Origin of the sequence: Microbacterium sp. P03 (assembly GCF_043556235.1) — a bacterium.
Classification (GTDB): Bacteria; Actinomycetota; Actinomycetes; order Actinomycetales; family Microbacteriaceae; genus Microbacterium.
The window spans coordinates 26189-44252 of sequence record NZ_JBIGIM010000007.1; the positions used below are offsets into that span (position 1 = coordinate 26189).

The 18064-nt window shown below is 70.0% G+C and carries 19 protein-coding genes and 3 tRNA genes; 16 read left to right on the plus strand and 6 right to left on the minus strand.

What is annotated here, in order from left to right:
- The first annotated feature begins 28 nt into the window (after window positions 1-28).
- The 3 genes from ACFXOO_RS15160 to ACFXOO_RS15170 all read left to right on the plus strand — a co-directional run bounded on the left by ACFXOO_RS15160 (window position 29) and on the right by ACFXOO_RS15170 (window position 1406).
- Window positions 29-442: a cupin domain-containing protein gene (locus ACFXOO_RS15160; protein WP_394564001.1), complete on the plus strand. Its 414-nt coding sequence runs from the start codon at window positions 29-31 to the stop codon at window positions 440-442.
- A gap of 68 nt (window positions 443-510) precedes the next feature.
- Complete coding sequence (locus tag ACFXOO_RS15165; RefSeq protein ID WP_394564002.1) at window positions 511-849, plus strand: carboxymuconolactone decarboxylase family protein; 339 nt, start codon at window positions 511-513, stop codon at window positions 847-849.
- Window positions 846-1406, plus strand: a complete 561-nt coding sequence (locus ACFXOO_RS15170; RefSeq protein WP_394564003.1) for a cyclophilin-like fold protein — start codon at window positions 846-848, stop codon at window positions 1404-1406. Before ACFXOO_RS15165 ends, ACFXOO_RS15170 begins: the two co-directional genes overlap by 4 nt.
- Window positions 1407-1514: 108 nt before the next feature.
- On the opposite strand, the gene ACFXOO_RS15175 is transcribed toward ACFXOO_RS15170, so the two are convergent.
- The 3 genes from ACFXOO_RS15175 to ACFXOO_RS15185 form a co-directional block, all read right to left on the minus strand.
- Window positions 1515-1587: transfer RNA gene (locus ACFXOO_RS15175), tRNA-Phe, on the minus strand.
- 75 nt (window positions 1588-1662) lie between these two features.
- Window positions 1663-1736 (minus strand) — tRNA-Asp (locus tag ACFXOO_RS15180).
- Window positions 1737-1764: 28 nt separating this feature from the next.
- Window positions 1765-1837: transfer RNA gene (locus ACFXOO_RS15185), tRNA-Glu, on the minus strand.
- A 222-nt stretch (window positions 1838-2059) separates the two neighbouring features.
- Between ACFXOO_RS15185 and ACFXOO_RS15190 the strand changes: the two genes are divergently transcribed.
- Window positions 2060-3496 (plus strand): M23 family metallopeptidase, encoded by a 1437-nt coding sequence (locus ACFXOO_RS15190; RefSeq protein ID WP_394564005.1) that lies wholly within the window; start codon window positions 2060-2062, stop codon window positions 3494-3496.
- 125 nt (window positions 3497-3621) lie between these two features.
- Here ACFXOO_RS15190 and ACFXOO_RS15195 read toward each other — a convergent pair whose 3' ends face one another.
- Window positions 3622-4155 carry an inorganic diphosphatase gene (locus ACFXOO_RS15195; protein WP_378843798.1) on the minus strand — a complete coding sequence of 178 codons (534 nt, stop codon included), beginning with the start codon at window positions 4153-4155 and terminating at the stop codon, window positions 3622-3624.
- A gap of 219 nt (window positions 4156-4374) precedes the next feature.
- Between ACFXOO_RS15195 and tilS the strand changes: the two genes are divergently transcribed.
- From tilS to lysS, 12 genes are all read left to right on the plus strand, one after another.
- Window positions 4375-5454 (plus strand): tRNA lysidine(34) synthetase TilS, encoded by a 1080-nt coding sequence (gene tilS, locus ACFXOO_RS15200; protein ID WP_394564006.1) that lies wholly within the window; start codon window positions 4375-4377, stop codon window positions 5452-5454.
- A gap of 48 nt (window positions 5455-5502) precedes the next feature.
- Window positions 5503-6054 (plus strand): hypoxanthine phosphoribosyltransferase, encoded by a 552-nt coding sequence (gene hpt / locus ACFXOO_RS15205; RefSeq protein ID WP_378843796.1) that lies wholly within the window; start codon window positions 5503-5505, stop codon window positions 6052-6054.
- Between the two features lie 166 nt (window positions 6055-6220).
- Entirely contained in the window at window positions 6221-8230 is a 2010-nt protein-coding gene (gene ftsH, locus ACFXOO_RS15210) for an ATP-dependent zinc metalloprotease FtsH (RefSeq protein WP_394564007.1), read from the plus strand.
- A gap of 10 nt (window positions 8231-8240) precedes the next feature.
- Entirely contained in the window at window positions 8241-8831 is a 591-nt protein-coding gene (gene folE / locus ACFXOO_RS15215; RefSeq protein ID WP_378853922.1) for a GTP cyclohydrolase I, read from the plus strand.
- Window positions 8828-9694 carry a dihydropteroate synthase gene (gene folP, locus ACFXOO_RS15220; RefSeq protein ID WP_394564008.1) on the plus strand — a complete coding sequence of 289 codons (867 nt, stop codon included), beginning with the start codon at window positions 8828-8830 and terminating at the stop codon, window positions 9692-9694. Before folE ends, folP begins: the two co-directional genes overlap by 4 nt.
- Window positions 9667-10044 carry a dihydroneopterin aldolase gene (gene folB, locus ACFXOO_RS15225; RefSeq protein ID WP_394564009.1) on the plus strand — a complete coding sequence of 126 codons (378 nt, stop codon included), beginning with the start codon at window positions 9667-9669 and terminating at the stop codon, window positions 10042-10044. Before folP ends, folB begins: the two co-directional genes overlap by 28 nt.
- The gene (gene folK, locus ACFXOO_RS15230) at window positions 10041-10574 is read left to right on the plus strand and encodes a 2-amino-4-hydroxy-6-hydroxymethyldihydropteridine diphosphokinase (RefSeq protein WP_394564011.1); all 534 of its coding nucleotides are present in this window, start codon (window positions 10041-10043) and stop codon (window positions 10572-10574) included. The genes folB and folK overlap by 4 nt, the downstream gene beginning before the upstream one ends.
- The gene (locus tag ACFXOO_RS15235) at window positions 10571-11158 is read left to right on the plus strand and encodes a DUF3180 domain-containing protein (RefSeq protein WP_394564012.1); all 588 of its coding nucleotides are present in this window, start codon (window positions 10571-10573) and stop codon (window positions 11156-11158) included. Before folK ends, ACFXOO_RS15235 begins: the two co-directional genes overlap by 4 nt.
- A 46-nt stretch (window positions 11159-11204) precedes the next feature.
- The gene (locus ACFXOO_RS15240; protein WP_394564013.1) at window positions 11205-11786 is read left to right on the plus strand and encodes a PH domain-containing protein; all 582 of its coding nucleotides are present in this window, start codon (window positions 11205-11207) and stop codon (window positions 11784-11786) included.
- Window positions 11783-13423, plus strand: coding sequence for a PH domain-containing protein (locus tag ACFXOO_RS15245; protein ID WP_394564015.1), 1641 nt, complete (start codon window positions 11783-11785; stop codon window positions 13421-13423). Before ACFXOO_RS15240 ends, ACFXOO_RS15245 begins: the two co-directional genes overlap by 4 nt.
- Window positions 13420-14118, plus strand: a complete 699-nt coding sequence (locus ACFXOO_RS15250) for a DUF2520 domain-containing protein (protein ID WP_378853910.1) — start codon at window positions 13420-13422, stop codon at window positions 14116-14118. The genes ACFXOO_RS15245 and ACFXOO_RS15250 overlap by 4 nt, the downstream gene beginning before the upstream one ends.
- 156 nt (window positions 14119-14274) lie before the next feature.
- Entirely contained in the window at window positions 14275-15828 is a 1554-nt protein-coding gene (gene lysS, locus ACFXOO_RS15255; RefSeq protein WP_378853908.1) for a lysine--tRNA ligase, read from the plus strand.
- Between the two features lie 97 nt (window positions 15829-15925).
- On the opposite strand, the gene ACFXOO_RS15260 is transcribed toward lysS, so the two are convergent.
- Complete coding sequence (locus ACFXOO_RS15260) at window positions 15926-17068, minus strand: ABC transporter permease (RefSeq protein WP_394564016.1); 1143 nt, start codon at window positions 17066-17068, stop codon at window positions 15926-15928.
- On the minus strand, window positions 17065-18048 hold the full coding sequence (locus ACFXOO_RS15265; protein ID WP_394564018.1) for an ABC transporter ATP-binding protein: 984 nt from the start codon (window positions 18046-18048) through the stop codon (window positions 17065-17067). Before ACFXOO_RS15265 ends, ACFXOO_RS15260 begins: the two co-directional genes overlap by 4 nt.
- Window positions 18049-18064 lie beyond the last annotated feature (16 nt).

The following is an 18064-nucleotide window of genomic DNA, read 5'->3' on the forward strand; positions in this document are numbered from 1 at the left end:
CGACTGAGCCGAAACCGAAGGAGAACACATGAACATCGAACCGACCGCCCCGACCGTCAAGAACCCGCCCACCCAGTTCGCCGGCGACGTCTGGGTCGACGTTATCGCCGCGCCCCACGATGCTGACCAGCGGATGTCGGTGGCGGTGGTGCGATTCGCGCCCGGAGCGCGCACGGCGTGGCACGCGCATGCGCGCGGCCAGTTCCTGCGTGTCACGCAGGGCGTCGCCCGCTTCGGCGATCGCGACGGCAACGTGATCGAGGTGCATCCCGGGCAGACCCTGTACACCCCGCCCGGACAGGACCACTGGCACGCGGCGGCCGGAGACTGCTTCATGGAACACATCGCGATGCTCGAGAGCGCGGACGACCCCGCCGCCACCACGGTGTGGAAAGAGCACATCACCGACGAGGAGTACAGCGGCGCGCGGGCCGATCACTGAGGAACCCGGCGCCGCGTCACGCCGACCATGCGCTCGTCGGGTCGACGAGCGGTCCACCGATGAAAGGTATGAGCATGACCGAACAGTCCTCCGCCCAGCGCATGCTGGGTGGTTTCGCCGACAAGCTCGTCGCCCTCACCGACGACGTCCTGTTCGCTGACGTGTGGGAACGCTCCGAGCTGGCCCCCCGCGACCGCAGTCTGATCACGATCGCGGCTCTGGTGGCCGGAGGGAACACGGAGCAGCTCCCGTTCCATCTCGACCTCGGCAGGCGCAACGGGCTCACCGAGACCGAGCTCGTCGAGGCGATCACCCATCTCGCGTTTTACAGCGGGTGGCCACGGGCGATGTCCGCGATCGCCGCCGCCAGAACGGTGTTCGCGTGCGATGAAGGCGCCGAGGGGTGACGCGCCGCGGGGCGAAGGGTCGCGGTGCATCGGTGGCCTGGAGTGCTGCGGGCTTCGTCGGCCTGCTCGCGGCGCTCGCCGCGTGCGCGTCGGCGGCGCCCGAGCCGGGACCGGCGGTGTCTTCCGCGCCGACATCGAGCGAAGCATCCGTCCCCACTCCGACATCGCCGACGACGGCCGCGTCATCCGACTCCACGGAGGGGACGATCGTGCGCTTCACGTCGGCGCGCACCTCGGTCGATGTCGTGATGGGCGAGAGCACTCCAGCGGTGCGCGACTTCCTCGCGTCACTGCCGCTCGAACTCAGCGTCGAAGACCTCGACGGTGCGGAGAAGATCGCGTACCTGCCCCGTGCTCTGGAGCACTCCGGATCGCCGGGCTCCGACCCGGAGGACGGCGACCTCATCTACTACGTCCCCTGGGGCAACGTCGGCTTCTACTACGACGCGACCGGCATCGGCTCCTCCGACGCCACGCTGCACCTCGGCACCTATGCCGCCGACCCCGATCAGCTCGCGCTCCTCGAAGGGGCCGTCTCGGTGGTACTGGTCGGCTGAGCGGATGCCTCGACCTCCGTGGCGCCGGACACCTCGATACACGCGTGTCGGCGTGCGCGCCCGGGCAAAAAAAGACCCTCCTCCAGTAGAAGCCTGGAGAAGGGTCAGTGGCTCCGACGGGCGTCGATCCCGTGACCTCACGATTTTCAGTCGTGCGCTCTACCAACTGAGCTACAGAGCCGCGCAGCATCCGATGTGGAATGTCGCGCTCGAGACGAAAGGCCCTTCTCGGAAGAAAAGGGCCCGTCGCTCGAAGCGACCCTGACGGGACTTGAACCCGCGACCTCCGCCGTGACAGGGCGGCACGCTAACCAACTGCGCTACAGGGCCATGCGTATTCAGTTGTGGGTGTGTCGAGTGACCCCAACGGGATTCGAACCCGTGCTACCGCCGTGAAAGGGCGGCGTCCTAGGCCACTAAACGATGGGGCCGACGTGATCCCGAGGGCTCACTGTGCCGACGCTCAAGCATACGCAATCCCCTTCGGATCCGCCAATCGGGGGCGCGTCCACCGGGGTATCCCGCGTGCAGGGGGGCAGGATGGGGCTGTGCTCTGCGACTGCACGCCGCATCAGGGATCACCCAGTTCGTTGCGCCTGTGACTGAAGTTGCTAGTGTGATGGGTGTTGTGTCCGCCGAACGGAAGGGCCGAGGTGGAGTTCGAACAGCGCCAGACCACGGTCGATGCCTCCGAAGACTGCGGGTGCGCCCCCACCGTCGCGGAGAAGCGCGCTCTCTGGCCGGGGCTCTCCCGCCGGGCCGCTCTAGGCGTCGGTGCCATCGGTCTCGCCACCATCGGAGCGATCGGCACCCCGTTCATCTCCCGTGCGTTCGCCGCCGACTACCCCTCGTGGGACGACGTTCAGGCTGCCAAGGCCAATGAGGCGGCGAAGGCGTCGGAGGTCTCCAAGATCCAGGGACTGATCCAGTCGCTGAACGCCGAGGTCGCGCGCACGCAGGCCGAGGCCCAGCGCACCTCGGACGTCTTCTACAACGCCCAGCAGGCCTACTTCGACTCGGCGCAGCGCGCCACGAGCCTCCAGGAGCAGGCCGACACGCAGGCGGCGGCAGCGACGGATGCCGCGAACAAGGCCGGCCGCGTCGCCGCTCAGCTGTATCGCAACGGCGGCGATGACACGTCGATGAAGCTGTTCTTCTCGGGGTCCGCTGCATCTGCCGACGACCTCCTGGCGCGCCTCGGCACGATGGACAAGCTGCTGTCGCAGAACCAGGCCGTCTACAACGACGCGATCAGCGCCCGCAACTCGGCGCAGAGCCTGAGCGATCAGGCTGTCGTCGCCCGCGACGAGCGCGACAAGCTGCAGAAGGAAGCCGAAGCGGCGATGCGTGCCGCACAGGATGCCGCGACCGCCGCGCAGGCGGCGCTCGATGCCCAGACAGCCAACCTCTCCACTCTTCAGGCTCAGCTCGCCGCGCTCCAGGACACGACGGCCAAGACCGTCCAGGAGTATCAGGCCGGCGTCGAAGCCGCCCGCATCGCGAAAGAGAAGGCCGAGGCCGAGGCGAGGGCTGCGGCTGTAGCTGAGGCTGCGCGCGCCCAGGCTGCTGCGCAGGCCGCAGCAGCGGCTGCCGCAGCGAGCGGCGGTGGCGGCGGAGGCGGCGGTGGCGGCGGAGGCGGCGGCGGCGGTGGAGGCGGCGGAGGAACAGTCGCATCGGGCTGGGCCCGGCCGTCGAACGGTGCGCGCAGCTCCGGGTACGGGCCGCGGTCCGTGCAGTGCGGCAACACCTACTGCTCGAGCGGTTTCCACCACGGCGTCGACCTCGCCAACTACTGCGGGTCGGGCATCTTCGCCGCCCACGCCGGCACGGTCGTCTACTCCGGGTACAACGGCGGGTACGGCAACTACATCAAGATCGACCACGGCGACGGCACCGGTTCGGGATACGGCCACATCGTCAACGGCGGCCTCTATGTGCGGTACGGCCAGCGCGTCAACGCGGGCGACCTCATCGCGGCCGAGGGCAACACCGGCAACTCGTTCGGCTGCCACCTGCACTTCGAGATCTACGTCAACGGACCGGACGTCAACCCGATCACGTTCATGGCAGCGCGCGGCATCTACGTCTGACCCTTCGGCTCCTCACGCCGGTCCGGGCCTGAGCTTCTGCACCCAGCCTGAGCTTCCGCCCGTGAGGGAAAGCCGAGGGCGGACCACCGACGCCGTCGCGTCGAGGCCCGCCCCACGGCATCCGCTCAGACGGTCTTCGGCGACTCGCCCTCACCCTGCGTCTTGGTCTCGCCCTCGTGCTCCTGGAAGCGGGTGTAGGCCTCGGCGACGAGACGCTCGGCTTCGCCGGCGCCCGCCCACTCGTCGACCTTGACCCACTTCTTGGGCTCGAGGTCCTTGTAGTGCTCGAAGAAGTGCTCGATCTCCTTGCGCGTGAACTCGGGGATGTCCTCGACGTCCTGCACGTGGTCCCAGCGCGGGTCCTTGGCGAGTACCGCCACGAGCTTGTCGTCACCGCCGGCCTCGTCGCTCATCTTCAGCACGCCGACCGGTCGCACACTCACCATGACGCCGGGATACAGGTCGTAGTCGAGCAGCAGGAGCACGTCGAGCGGGTCGCCGTCCTCGCCCAGGCTGTTGTCGAAGAAGCCGTAGTTCGTGGGGTAGCCGAACGCGGTGTAAAGGATGCGGTCGAGGAAGACGCGGCCCGTGCCGTGGTCGACCTCGTACTTGACCCGGCTGCCGCGGGGGATCTCGATGACGGCGTCGTATGCGCCCATGCCTGTGCTCCTCTGTCGTGGGGTGCCGGACACGGCGTTTTCCCGGGTCCGGATGCCGCCGACCAGCCTATCCGGTGGCCCGTCCGCGCAGTTGTCGTCCCCCACTTCTGAAGAACGCGACCCCCACAGCGATCACCTCGCGGAATCACGCGGGGTCGCTGCGGTGAGCCCGACGTTTCTCAGAAGTCGGGGACGCCGAGGCGGCGATACCGTAGAGCCGTGGACCCGCGCCCCAGCCTCGACCCCGCCGTCGCCGCGGTACGACTCGCGGTCCGCCAGGCGCTCGCGCCGTTCGCGGCACCCGCCATGCCCGAGACCGCGCCCGCCCGCGACACCGCACCCGCCTCCGACGCCCCGGGCACCGGTCCCATCGTGCTCGTCGCCCTGTCGGGCGGCGCAGACTCGCTCGCGCTCGCATCGGCCGTCGCGTTCGAGGCGCCCAAGCGGGGGTTGCGCGTGACGACGATCACGGTCGATCACGGTCTGCAGGCCGGCTCGGCCGAGGTCGCGGCGCGCGCCGCCGCCCAGGCTGCGGCCATGGGTGCCGACACCCTCGTCGCGACCGTCGACGTGGGTGAGGGCCCGGGCCCCGAGGCATCCGCTCGCGCGGCTCGCTACGCCGCCATCACGGATGCCGCGGCCGACGTCGGCGCCGTGGCGATCCTGCTCGGCCACACACTCGACGACCAGGCCGAGACCATCCTGCTCGGGCTCGCGCGAGGGTCGGGATCGGCGAGCCTGCAGGGGATGGCGGCGACGTCCGATCTCGACGGCATCCCGCTGCTGCGTCCGCTGCTCGGCGTCCGGCGCGAGACGACGCGCCTCGCCTGTGCGGCCCAGCACCTCGACCCCTGGGACGACCCGCACAACACCGACCCCCGCTTCTCCCGCGTGCGCGTGCGGCAGCGGGTGCTCCCGGTGCTCGAGGCGGAACTCGGTCCGGGGATCGCCGAGGCGCTGGCGAGAACGGCCGAGCAGCTCCGAGAGGACGCGGACGCGTTCGACGACATGGTGAACGAGACGATCGAGGACATCGTCGAGCATGCCGAGGCGGGCATCTCGGTGTCGGTTCCCGCGCTCGCCGCGAATCCCGCGGCGCTCCGCCACCGCATCATCCGGCACGTCGTGGCGAGCGAGTTCGGAGAAAGCCTGACCCGGGCGCAGACCCTCGAGGTCGCCCGGCTGGTGACCGAGTGGCGGGGGCAGGGCCCGATCGATCTGCCGGGATGCCGTGCCCGGCGCCTCGGCTCACGACTGGAGTTCGTCGCCCGCGACGCCGAGGCCGCGCTCGGGGGCTGAGCTCGAAAGGCCCCGGGACCCGGCAGCCGCTCGCTCTAGAGTGGGACCATGCGCGCGACGGACATCTCGGCCGACCTCACCTCGACCCTCTTCACCGAGGAGGAGATCCACGCGAAGCTCGACGAGATCGCGGCACAGGTCGCGATCGACTACGAGGGCGAAGAGCTGCTGCTCGTCGGCGTCCTGAAGGGCGCGGTCATGGTCATGGCCGATTTCGCCCGCGCGCTGCCGATGCTCGTGCCCATGGACTGGATGGCCGTCTCGTCGTACGGCGCCGGCACGCGCTCGAGCGGCGTCGTGCAGATCCGCAAGGACCTCGACACCGATCTGCACGGCAAGCACGTCCTCATCGTCGAGGACATCATCGACTCGGGTCTGACCCTCAGCTGGCTGCTCGAGAACTTCGCCTCCCGTGGGGCCGCGTCCGTCTCGGTCTTCGCGCTGCTGCGCAAGCCCGCGGCGATGAAGGTGCACGTCGAATGCCGGTACGTGGGTTTCGACATCCCCAACGATTTCGTCGTCGGCTACGGCCTCGACTACGACGAGCGCTACCGCAACCTGCGCGACGTCGCGGTGCTCGCTCCGCACGTCTACAGCTGAGAGGACGGATGCCTCAGCCGGCGCCGTCGGCCGAGGCATCCGGCGCCCGCACCGTGTGCTGTACGCCGTGGGCGAATGCACAGTCTGGCCATAGCCCGCGCGTTATACCCTGAATCATCGCGCTCGCGCGACTCGTCGACGAAAGGGAACGGGCGTCGCCCGCACCATGGATTTCAAGAAGATCACCCGAAACCCGCTCATCTATGTGCTGCTGATCGGGATCCTTCTGATCGTGGGCTTCTCGCTCATCTCCAGCCTCGGCGGAGCCAAGCAGATCTCCACGCAGGAGGGTCTGCAGCTGCTCAAGGGCGACACGGTGACCGAGGTCACCAACACCGACGGTGACCAGCGTGTCGACATGAAGCTCTCGTCTCCGTACGAGGGCTCCACCGACGTGCAGTTCTACTACGTGACGGCTCGCGGCGCCGAGGTGGTCGACGCGATCAACGCGGCCGACCCGAAGGACGGGTTCGACGACGCCGTTCCGCGCGCCAGCTGGTTCGACGGCTTCCTGTCGCTGATGATCCCGATCCTCCTGCTCGGCCTGCTCTTCTGGTTCCTGATGTCGAGCGCCCAGGGCGGCGGCAGCAAGGTGATGCAGTTCGGGAAGTCGCGCGCGAAGCTCGTCTCCAAGGAGTCACCGACCGTCACGTTCGCGGACGTCGCCGGCTCGGACGAGGCGATCGAGGAGATGCAGGAGATCAAGGACTTCCTGAAGGACCCCACCAGGTTCCAGGCCGTCGGCGCCCGCATCCCGAAGGGCGTGCTGCTGTACGGCCCTCCCGGAACCGGCAAGACCCTCCTCGCCCGCGCGGTCGCCGGTGAGGCCGGCGTGCCCTTCTACTCCATCTCGGGCTCCGACTTCGTCGAGATGTTCGTGGGCGTCGGCGCGAGCCGCGTGCGCGACCTGTTCAACCAGGCCAAGGAATCCTCCCCCGCGATCATCTTCATCGACGAGATCGACGCCGTCGGCCGCCACCGCGGTGCCGGCATGGGCGGCGGCCACGATGAGCGAGAGCAGACGCTGAACCAGATGCTCGTCGAGATGGACGGCTTCGACCCCAAGGTCAACGTCATCGTCATCGCCGCGACCAACCGCCCCGACATCCTCGACCCGGCACTCCTGCGGCCCGGCCGCTTCGACCGTCAGATCGGCGTCGACGCCCCCGACCTCAAGGGGCGCAAGCGCATCCTCGAGGTGCACGGACGCGGCAAGCCCCTCGCCGACGGCGTCGACCTCGAGGTCGTCGCCCGCAAGACGCCCGGCTTCACCGGCGCCGACCTCGCGAACGTGCTGAACGAAGCCGCGCTGCTGACCGCGCGCTCCAACGCGCAGCTGATCGACAACCGCGCCCTCGACGAGGCCATCGACCGCGTCATCGCCGGTCCGCAGCGCCGTACGCGCGTGATGAAGGACAAGGAACGTCTCATCACCGCGTACCACGAGGGCGGTCACGCGCTCGCCGCGGCCGCGATGAACAACACCGACCCCGTCACCAAGGTGACGATCCTGCCGCGAGGCAAGGCGCTCGGCTACACGATGGTGCTGCCCCTCGACGACAAGTACTCCATCACCCGCAACGAGCTCCAGGATCAGCTCACGTACGCGATGGGTGGCCGCGTGGCCGAGGAGATCGTGTTCCACGACCCCACCACGGGCGCCTCGAACGACATCGAGAAGGCGACCTCCATCGCCCGCAAGATGGTCACCGAGTACGGGATGACGATGGATGTCGGACCCATCAAGCTCGGTTCCTCCAGTGGCGAGGTCTTCATGGGCCGGGATATGGGCCACGGGCGCGAGTACTCCGAGCGGGTGGCGGAGCAGATCGACCAGCAGGTGCGCGGGCTCATCGAGCAGGCGCACAACGAGGCGTACCAGGTGATCAACGAGAACCGCGACGTGCTCGACCGCCTGGCGCTCGAGCTGCTCGAGAAGGAGACGCTCGACCACCTCGAGCTCGCCGAGATCTTCTCCGGCGTGCGTCGCCTGCCCCCGCGCCCGCAGTGGCTCTCGAGCAGCGAGCGCCCGGTGTCGGAGCAGCCTCCCGTCGAGGTGCCCCGTCGTCGCGAGGAGGCGGGCCTCGCCGCCTCCGTCGAGGCCGACCCGCAGACCGAAGCCTCGAAGGAGCCTCGCCGCCGGCCCTCCGGGCAGGCGCGTCCCGCGACCGCGTAGGCTCGGCCACATGGCCGTGGATCATGAGCGCGTCGCCGCCCTCGTGCGCGAGCTGCTCGAGGCGATCGGTGAGAACCCCGATCGCCCGGGGCTGAGGGAGACTCCGGAACGCGTCGCATCGGCGTACGGAGAATTCTTCTCCGGTGTGGGAGCGGATGCCACCGCCCCGCTGGCCCGGACGATCTCGGTATCCCGCGGGCCGGCACCCGATACCCTCCCGTCGGGTGCGGTGATGCTGCGCGACATCCGCTTCCGCTCCGTGTGCGAGCACCACCTTCTGCTCTTCCAGGGCCGGGTGCACATCGCGTACCTGCCCGGCGAGAAGGTCGTCGGTCTCGGCGCCCTGCCCAAGGTGGTCGACATCCTCGCGTCGCGCCCGCAGGTGCAGGAGCGCCTGGGCGAGCAGATCGCCGACGCGATCGCGGGTTCGCTCGATGCCCGAGGCGTGCTGGTCGTCATCGATGCGGTGCACGGTTGCGTCGCGATGCGCGGGGAGCGTCAGCCGGATGCCTCGACCCTCACGATCGCCGCGCGGGGCGAGCTCGCCGAGCCTGCCGCCCGCGCCGAGCTGATCGCGCTCCTGGGGGCGCCGCGCTCATGAGCACCGTCATCATGGGGATCGTCAACGTGACCCCCGATTCCTTCAGCGACGGCGGCCGGTATCTCGACGTCGACGCCGCCATCGCCCATGGTCTGCGTCTGCGCGCGGAGGGCGCGGACCTGCTCGATGTCGGCGGGGAGTCCACCCGGCCGGGTTCGGAGCGCGTCGACCCTGCGCTCGAACAGGAGCGCGTGCTGCCGGTCGTGCGGGCTCTGGCGCGCGAAGGTGCCGTGGTCAGCATCGACACCATGAACGCGTCGACGGCGCTGGCCGCGATCGGGGCCGGTGCCCGCATCGTCAACGACGTGTCGGGTGGGCTCGCCGACGCCGGCATGCTGGCCGCCGTCGCCTCCACCGACGCTGACATCGCCCTCGGTCACTGGCGTGGCCCGTCCGCCGACATGTACGCACGTGCCGAGTACGACGACGTCGTGCGCGATGTCGTCGGCGAGCTCACCGACCGGGTCGCCGCGGCCGCGGCCGCGGGCATCCCGCCCGCCCGCGTCATCGTCGACCCGGGGATCGGCTTCGGCAAGCGCGGTGCGCAGAACTGGGACGTGCTGCGCGGACTGCCCCGCCTGGTGGCGCTCGGACCCCGCGTCCTGGTCGGCACCAGTCGCAAGAGATTCCTCGAGGACGCGTTGGGGACCGCGACGCCGGTCTCCACCCCGCCGACCGTCGCCGCGCCGCGCTCCGGACAGGAGCGTCGCGACCTCGCCACCGCCGTGACGAGCGTGCTCGCCGCGCAGGCGGGCGCCTGGGCCGTGCGCGTGCACGATGTCTCGACCACCCTCGACGCCCTGCGCGTCGCCCAGCTCTGGCAAGGAGACGCGCGATGGACATCGCAGACCGGATCGCGGTGAGCGGCATCCGTGCCCGAGGCTTCCACGGTGTGTACCCCGATGAGCGCCGCGACGGGCAGGACTTCGTGGTCGACGTGGTGATGGACCTCGACACGCGGCGAGCCGCCGAGACCGACGACGTGCTCGACACGGTGCACTACGGCGAGGTGACCGAAGCGGTCGCGGCGGTCGTGAGCGGCGACCCCGTCGACCTGATCGAGACGCTGGCGGCGCGCATCGCCATCGCGGTTCTGGCGTTCCAGCTGGTGGAGGCGGTCACCGTGACGGTGCACAAGCCGGATGCCCCGATCCCGGTGCCGTTCGCCGATGTGACGGTCACGATCCACCGGCGACGGGAGCAGCAGGCATGAGCCGCCGGCTGGCCGAAGGCTTCTCGGGGGATGCCCGCCGGCACGACCGGCACCCCGTCGCGGCCGTCGTCGCGTTGGGCGCGAACCTCGGCGACCGGGCGGCGACGCTCGTCGCGGCCGCGGATGAGCTGCGCGCACTGCCGCTGACGACCGAGGTGCGGGTCTCGACGCCGGTCGAGTCGGTCGCCGTGAAGCCGGAAGGACCGGATGCCTCGGCCCCGGCCTACCTCAATGCGGTGGCTCTCGTCACGACCCGTCTCGCGCCATCGGTGCTGCTCGGGTTCCTGCATGCGATCGAGTCGTCGCACGGACGCGAGCGGCGTGAGCGGTGGGGTGACCGCACCCTCGATCTCGACCTCATCGCGTACGCCGATGTACGCAGCACCGGACCCTCCCTGCTGCTGCCGCATCCTCGCGCCGGGGAGCGCGAGTTCGTGCTCGTGCCCTGGCTCGAACTCGACCCCGACGCGGAGCTACCCGGGCGAGGACGCGTCGACACGCTGCTCGCGCACCTGAGAGGCGCATCGTGAGACGCACGAGTCCCGGCATCCTGATCATCGCCGCCGTCATCGGCGTCGTGCTCGGCTTCCTCGCCGACCTGACCCTCACATCGCTCGGTCGTCCGACCTTCACCCCGGTCGTCACGCTGCCGATCCTGCTGGTTCTGCTGGGCGCCCTCGTCGTGATCCTCGCGATCCCCATCCGCCGGGCCACGCGCGGTGCGCGGCAGGATGCCGCCGGGGGAGCGCTGCGCGACCGCGTGATGGCCGCCCCCGTCAACCCGTTCCGGGCGCTGCGCATCGCGATGCTCGCCAAAGCGTCGAGCATCGTGGGTGCCGTCGTCGGCGGGATGGCGGCGGGGCTGGCGGTCTTCCTCCTGACCCGACCCGTCATGCCGTCGGTAGGCTCGTTGAGCATGCTCATCGCGACGATCGTGGCCGGCGTGCTCCTCGTAGCAGCCGGGCTCGTCGCCGAACACCTGTGCACCATCCGGAAGGACGACGATGACGAACAGCCCGGAGGCACCGACCCCGGCAGCCGCCGCGACGCCGGAGGGCGCGAGCCCCGAGACCCGGACTCCGGAGACCGGGACGCCGGAGGCTACGGTCACTGACCCGGCCTCGTCCTCGTCCTCGTCCTCGTCGCAGGATCCGGCGTTCGTGCGCCCCGGCGATGACGCGGCGATCCATGGGTCGCACCTCGGCGACGACGCGGTGCTGGATGCCTCGACCTTCGACCACATCCGCGAACCCCGATCGGCAGCCCGCCTGCCGTTGGGTGACGGTACGTGGCACCAGATCGCCCGTGCCTACGTGTGGGTGCGCATCATCTCGACGGCCGTCTCGCTCCTCGTCGTCACGGCCATCGTCCTCGCGCTGTGGCTGCTGCTGCACCAGACGTGGGTATGGATCCCCGGCGGCATCCTGATCGTGATCCTCGCGTGGACGATCATCATCACGCCGCGCCAGGCGCGATCGATCGGCTATCAGCTGCGCCACGACGACCTCGTCTTCCGTCGGGGCATCCTGTGGCAGCGCATGGTCGCGGTGCCCTACGGCCGGATGCAGCTCGTCGACATCACGCACGGGCCGCTCGATCGGGGCTTCGGCATCGCGCAGCTCAAGCTCGTGACGGCCGCCGCCAGCTCGGGCGTCGTCATCCCGGGGGTCACCCAGCTGGCCGCCGAACAGCTGCGCGACACCCTGATCGACGTCGCCGAGACCCGCCGGACCGGCTTGTGACCAGCATCCCTCCCGGTTTGCCGGAAGTGCCCGCCGCTCCGGTGAATCCGGCGCGGTCCACCACGCGGTCGCCCCTCAGCGACGGCGAATGGCACCGGCTGCACCCGTTGACGCCCCTGCTGCGCGGCGGTCTGTTCCTCGTCGTCGTGATCGGCATCGTGATCGCCAACCTGCGCGAGCGTCTCATCGACTGGTTCCTCCCCGCGCTCGTGCCCGATCTGCCCGACGGAGAGCTCCCGCCCGACCCGCTCGACTACGTGCTCGAGCACAACCTGATCCTGATCGGACTCCTGGCGGTGCTCGGGATCGCGGCGATCGTCGTCGGGATCTTCTGGCTGTCGTGGCGCTTCCACACTTTCCGCATCACCGGCCACGAGGTCGAGGTGCGCAGCGGTGTGCTGTTCCGCACCCACCGCCGCGCGCCCCTCGACCGCGTGCAGGGCGTCAACCTCACCCGCCCGATGATCGCGCGCCTGCTCGGCACCGCGAAGCTCGAGGTGGTCGGTGCCGGTCTCGACGCCAACGTGTCGCTCGAGTACCTGTCCACCCAGAGCGCCGAGGCCGTCCGCGCCGACATCCTGCGCCTGGCATCGGGCATGCGCCTCGCCGCAGAGACTCCGGCCCTGCCCGGCGAGTCCAGCGCCGCGCGGGCGCGCCGCGTGGCCGGCACGGTGAGCGACGGCATCACCGGGATCATCGTCGGAGCAGAAGAACCCGTCGCCGAACCCGAATCGGTCGTCCACATCCCGGTGCTCCGGCTCGTGGCATCCCATCTCCTGAGTGGTTCGACTGTTTCGCTGCTCGTGCTGCTGGTGGCGATCGTCGTGGGATCGACCATGGGCTCGCCCTGGGTGCTGTTCGCCTTCATCCCCGCGCTGCTCGGCTTCGGCGCGTACTGGGTGCGCGGCATCACCCGTGCTCTGCGATACTCCATCGCCCCGACGCCGAGCGGGGTGCGCATCACGTTCGGCCTGTTCACCACGATCACCGAGATCCTCCCGCCGGGCCGTGTGCACGCGGTCGAAGTGACGCAGTCCATCCTCTGGCGCCCCGCCGGCTGGTGGTCGGTCACCGTCAACCGCCTGTCGGGCAGGTCCGTCGAGAGCGGGCAGGATCAGTTCACCACCGTGCTGCCGGTGGGCACCCGGGCCGACGTCGAGCGCGTCCTGCGACTGCTGCTGACCGACCTGCCCGAGTCGGAATGGCCGCTCGTGTTCGAGCACGGCATCCTCGGACCGCAGCAGGACGATCCCTACACGAACACCCCTCGTCGAGCCCGCATCCTGCGGCCGCTCTCCTGGCGGCGCAACGGCTTCCTCCTGGCCAGGGACGCGATGTTCCTGCGGCGCGGCCTGATCTGGCGGGCGCTCGCGATCTTCCCGCTCGCGCGCATGCAGAGCGTGGCGCTCGAACAGGGTCCTCTCGATCGCGCGCTGCGCGTGGCATCCGCTCGTATCCACACGATCACCGGGCGCGTGCACGGGGGACTCGGAGCCATCGACCGCGACACCGCCGTCGACCTCTTCGCTGACACGTCGCAGCGCGCGATCTCGGCCGCGGCGACCGACCGCAGCCACCGGTGGGCGGGGAGCGACCAGGTGCCGGTGGAGCCCGACATGAGTGGAGTGCGCGAATGAGCAGGGACGGCCGACTGGGCGTGGGAATCGTCGGCGCAGGCCGTGTGGGACCGGTCATCGGGGCGGCGCTCGCCGGCGCGGGCCATGCTCTCACGGGCGTCACGCACGGGTCCGACGACGAGCGCGTCGAGGCGATCCTGCCGGGCGTGCCGGTGCTGGATGCCCTCGAAGTGGTGCGGCGCAGTGAGCTCGTCGTGGTCGCGGTGCCGCACGATCAGCTGCCCGGCCTCGTCGCGGGCCTCGCCGAAGTGTCGGCCTGGCAGCCCGGGCAGCTCGTTCTGCATACCGATCCGGCGTACGGCGTGGATGTGCTCGCCCCCGCCGTCGGGCGTGGAGTCATCCCCCTCGCGGTGCACCCGGCGATGATCTTCACCGGCACCTCGATGGACCTCCGTCAGCTGCACCACACCTACGCCGCAGTCACTGCACCCGCGCCGGTGCTGCCGATCGCGCAGGCGCTCGCGGTCGAACTGGGGTGCGAGCCGGTGGTGATCGCCGAGGCCGATCGCCTTGCCTACGCCGAGGCGATCTCGACGGCGACGGCGTTCTCCCGTTCGATCGTCCAGCAGGCGGCTGCGCTGCTGACGGGCGCCGGGGTCGAGAACCCCGGGCTGTACCTTTCGGCGCTCGTGCACTCGGCGATCGACCAGGCTCTGCAGGACGCCGGCCCGCCGGTGGTGCCGCCGCTGCTCTGACGTCGGAAGGGATGCGCCGTGCGGCCGACGCCCCCTGCAGTGTCCCTCGGTGCGGCCGGTCGGCGGTCGGCGGTCGGCCGGTCGGCGGTCGACCGGGGCCAGAGGCTGTTCGGGCTCCGTCGATAGACTGAGGCCGACTTCCGAGGAGCTTCCCCCATGACTGACACGCCAGCGGCCGACACGACCGCCGCGCCCGCCACCCCGCCCGCCGTCGACACCGAGGCCGCAGAGGCCGAGGTCTTCGAGCAGAAGGCCGTGCGGCTGGCCAAGCGCGAACGGCTGATCGCCGAGCGAGCGGATGCCGCGGGGGGCGCGTACCCCGTCAGCCTGCCCATCACGACCACGATCCCGGCGCTCCGCGCCGAGTACGGCGACCTCGAAGCCGGCGCCGAGACCGGTGTGATCGCGGCGGTCGCGGGACGCGTCGTCTTCAGCCGAAACACCGGCAAGCTCTGCTTCGCGTCGCTGCAGTCCGGCGACGGGAGCCGCATCCAGGCCATGGTCTCGCTCGCGGCCGTCGGCGAAGACTCGCTGCAGGCGTGGAAGGAGCTCGTCGACCTCGGCGACCACGTGTTCGTCAGCGGTGAGGTCATCTCCAGTCGCCGTGGCGAACTGTCGATCATGGTGGGTGAGTGGGCGATCGCCTCCAAGGCGATCCTGCCGCTGCCCAACGTCTACTCCGAACTCAACGAGGAGAGCCGCGTCCGCAGCCGTTACCTCGACCTGATCCTTCGCGACCAGGCCCGCGAGACCGTGCGCGCACGAGCAAAGGTGAACGCGAGCCTGCGGGCGACGTTCGCCGAGCACGAGTACCTCGAGGTCGAGACCCCCATGCTGCAGGTGCAGCATGGAGGAGCGTCCGCTCGTCCGTTCGTCACGCACTCCAACGCCTTCGACACCGACCTGTATCTGCGCATCGCACCCGAGCTCTTCCTCAAGCGGGCGGTCGTCGGCGGCATCGATCGGGTGTTCGAGATCAACCGGAACTTCCGCAACGAGGGCGCCGACTCGACCCACAGCCCCGAGTTCGCGATGCTCGAGGCCTATCAGGCGTACAGCGACTACAACGGCATCGCCGACATGACGCAGGAGCTGATCCAGAAGGCGGCGATCGCCGTCTCGGGTTCGACCACCGTGACCTGGGCCGACGGGACCGAGTACGACCTCGGCGGCCAGTGGGATCGCATCTCGATGTACGACTCGCTGTCCGAGGCATCCGGCCGTTCGATCACGACCGAGACGTCGCTCGATGAGCTTCGCGCGTTCGCGGACGAGGTCGGCGTGACCGAGCCCCCGCACCCGACGCACGGCAAGTACGTCGAGGAACTGTGGGAGCACTTCGTGAAGGGCGGCCTGACCCGGCCGACCTTCGTGATGGACTTCCCGGTCGACACGAGCCCGCTCGTGCGCGAGCACCGCTCGATTCCCGGCGTCGTCGAGAAGTGGGACCTGTACGTGCGCGGCTTCGAGCTGGCGACCGGCTACTCCGAGCTCGTCGACCCGGTCATCCAGCGCGAGCGTTTCGTGGAACAGGCGATCCTCGCCGCCCGCGGCGACGTCGAGGCGATGCGGATCGACGACGAGTTCCTGCGCGCGCTCGAGCACGGCATGCCGCCGTCGGGCGGCATGGGCATGGGCATCGACCGGCTGCTCATGGCGATCACGGGACTCGGCATCCGCGAGACGATCCTCTTCCCGCTCGTCAAGTAGCGGCGTCCGGGGAGGGCGTTTCGTCTCGCTGCGCTCGCTCGACGACCGGGGCGCAACAGGGTCAGTTCGTTCCGCGCGCTCGCTCGACCGACCCGGGTCAGGCGATGCGGGTGCCCTTCGGCAGCCGCCTCGCGGGCGTGCGGGTGCGGGTGATCGCCCACCACAGTGCGCCGAGGGCGAGGAGGACATGGATGCCGAGGCCGAGGAACCAGCTCGGGACGGTGCCGGCCACCTGCTCCTCGGTCGTCGGGTAGTCCTGCGCGCTGAACTCGTTGTAGTTCGCGCAGTCGTCGTAGGTCTGCGCGAGCTCCGGCGCCTTCTGCGTCAGCCGGACCCCCGACGAGATCTGTGAGAAGAGGTCGACGGGCTGCCCGTTGGCGTCGAACTTGAGCGGAGTCGCGTCGGCGAGGATCACGTACGGGTTGGCGGACAGGACCCACCACACCCGGTCGAACCGTGGGGCCTGGTACTCGTACGTGGTCCACTCGCCGCAGGTGGGCGGATCGGTCGTGGGCTGACCGGTCTCCTCGTCCCACTCGATGGAGCGGTTCGTGCTCGTGGCGGTCGAACTGAACGCGGTGCCGCCGAGCCCGAACGCGATGAGGGTGCCGATGCTGAGCGCGGCGACTACGAGATAGGTCGTCACGACCGACAGCACGGGTCGAGAGATGATTCCCGACAGGCCGACGCCGATCGCCGCGATCACACCGACCTCGATCACGAGCACAGCCAAGGAGCACAGCACCGTGAGCGCTCCGATGCCCGGGTTGCCCGGGTCGGCCAACGCCGCGGTGGACGCGTACGTGCCGTACCGCACGGTGGAGTCCGCACCGCGCCCGGCGCCCAGGATGGCGGCGAAGATCATGAACGGGGCGGCCGTCACGAGGAAGGCCAGTCCGGTGATCCACGCGGCGAAGAACTTGCCCCAGACGATCTGTGCGGTGCTGAGCAGTGTCACCTGCACGGGTGCGAGGGTCGCGGCATCCCGATCGGAGTTGATCGAACCACCGCTCAGCGCCGGCGAGACGAGCGTCACCATGAGCAAAACGACGTACGTCACGACCGAGTAGACGAGTGCGGAGCTGTTGCCCGAGAACGCCGATGACATGGTCGCCAGCGCGGTCACGATGAGCAGCACGACGAAGAAGACGCCGAGCAGCACGTACCACGCGACGCCGCGCACACGCTGCCGCAGCTCGAGCCCGATCATGGTCCGGACGCCCCCGCCGAAGGCGCTCACGCCGGATCCCCCGCCGTGAGGTCGAGGAAGGTCTGCTCCAGCCGACCCGTCACGGGGGCGAACTCCGTCACGAGCATGCCCGCCGCCGTCAGTCGGGCAAGGGCGTCGGCCGCCGCACGGTCGGACGTGAACGGCGCGATGATCTCCTCGCGCTCGCGGCTCATCACGTCGCGTGGCACACCCATGTCGCGGAGGACGGCTGTCGCGGCATCCGCTCCGCTGATCTCGGCGACGTCCAGCGTCCGGATGCGCCATGCGCGGGCCCGTTCGGGTGCGTAGCTGATCTGGTCTGCGCTGACGGTGCGTCCGCCGCGGAGGAAGACCGCGGTGTCGGAGAGCTCCTCGAGTTCGGCGAGGATGTGGCTCGAGACGAGGATCGTCCGGCCCTCGCCGGCGAGTCGCCGCAGCAGGATCCGCAGATCGATGCGGGACTGGGGGTCGAGTCCGGAGGCGGGTTCGTCCAGCAGCAGGACCGAAGGGTTGTGCACCAGGGCCCGCGCGAGCCCGAGACGCTGCTTCTGCCCGCGCGAGAACACGCGCGCGGGCTTGTCTGCGAGGTCCTCGAGGCGCACGAGCGCGAGCAGCTCGTCTGTGCGGGCGGATGCCTCGGCCCGCGGCATCCGGTACATCCGCGCGGTCGTCACCAGCGTCTCGCGCGCCGTGAGCGAAGGCCAGGCACCGAGCGCGTCGGGCATCCAGCCGAGGATCGAGCGGACGGCGGAGGGATCGGCCACGGGATCGGCGCCGCCGACGGTCATCCGCCCGGCGTCGGGTGCCAGCAGGGAGGCGAGCATCAGGAGCAGTGTGGTCTTGCCCGACCCGTTGGGTCCGACGAGAGCGGCGATCTCGCCGGGATGCGCCTGGAATGTCACGTCGACGACGGCATGGACGTCGGCGAACGAGCGACGCAGCCCCTCGACGCTGATGCCCGCCGAGGAGGCGGATGCGGGCGTGGGGACTGAGGCAGGCTCCATCGTCATAGCGCAAGCCTATGCG